This window comes from Maribellus luteus (assembly GCF_003576475.1).
Classification (GTDB): domain Bacteria; phylum Bacteroidota; class Bacteroidia; order Bacteroidales; family Prolixibacteraceae; genus Draconibacterium; species Draconibacterium luteum.
On record NZ_QWGR01000151.1, the window covers coordinates 1 to 608 of the forward strand.

1 protein-coding gene is annotated in these 608 nt (G+C 61.5%); it reads left to right on the forward strand.

Going from position 1 to position 608, the window contains the following annotated elements; all coding sequences use genetic code 11:
* Positions 1-324: 324 nt before the first annotated feature.
* The coding region (locus D1614_RS28365; protein WP_206610176.1) for a hypothetical protein at positions 325-608 on the forward strand (284 nt) is incomplete at its 3' end.

The following is a 608-nucleotide window of genomic DNA, read 5'->3' on the forward strand; positions in this document are numbered from 1 at the left end:
ATCAGACTGCCGTATCGGGCCCGCCACTGACAACGCCGGGCACCGTGGTCAAGTTCTACGCGTTGACGCTGACGCACGAGTAAGCAGATCGTTCTCGCGACTGTCATCCCGAAGGCCCAGCGCAACGTCGTTGGGCCTGGGCGTACAAGGCGCCCCGAGGCTGTCACGCGAGAAGCCTCGATGAGCAGCGGCCGCTCTAGCAAGTGGCTTGAGCACTTTCTCGTTCAACTGGTCCCGCTGATGGAAGTCAACGGCGCGCCGCGAATCACTTGCGCGTCGTAGATGTACGGCCCGGACGGCGTCATGTGCGGGGAGCAGTGCTCCATGCGTCTCAGGAAGGCGGACGGCACAGGCAAGTCGGGCGGGCATTATTTCCCGGACAACCGCAAGCAAGCCCTCAAGTCTTCGCTACAATATTCGTTGACTCATCAATCGTTGATGGTGCATTTGTCTTGCCGCCCTCCCGCCATGGCCGTCCACACCGCGCTCCCGCACTCTCATACCCAGATCCTGCCGTTCAAGGAATCGCTCTTGGCGATGATCGGCATTTGCTTTGTCGTCGTGCTGGTGGCGTTCGACCAGACGGTGGTGGGTACGGCGCTGCCGAC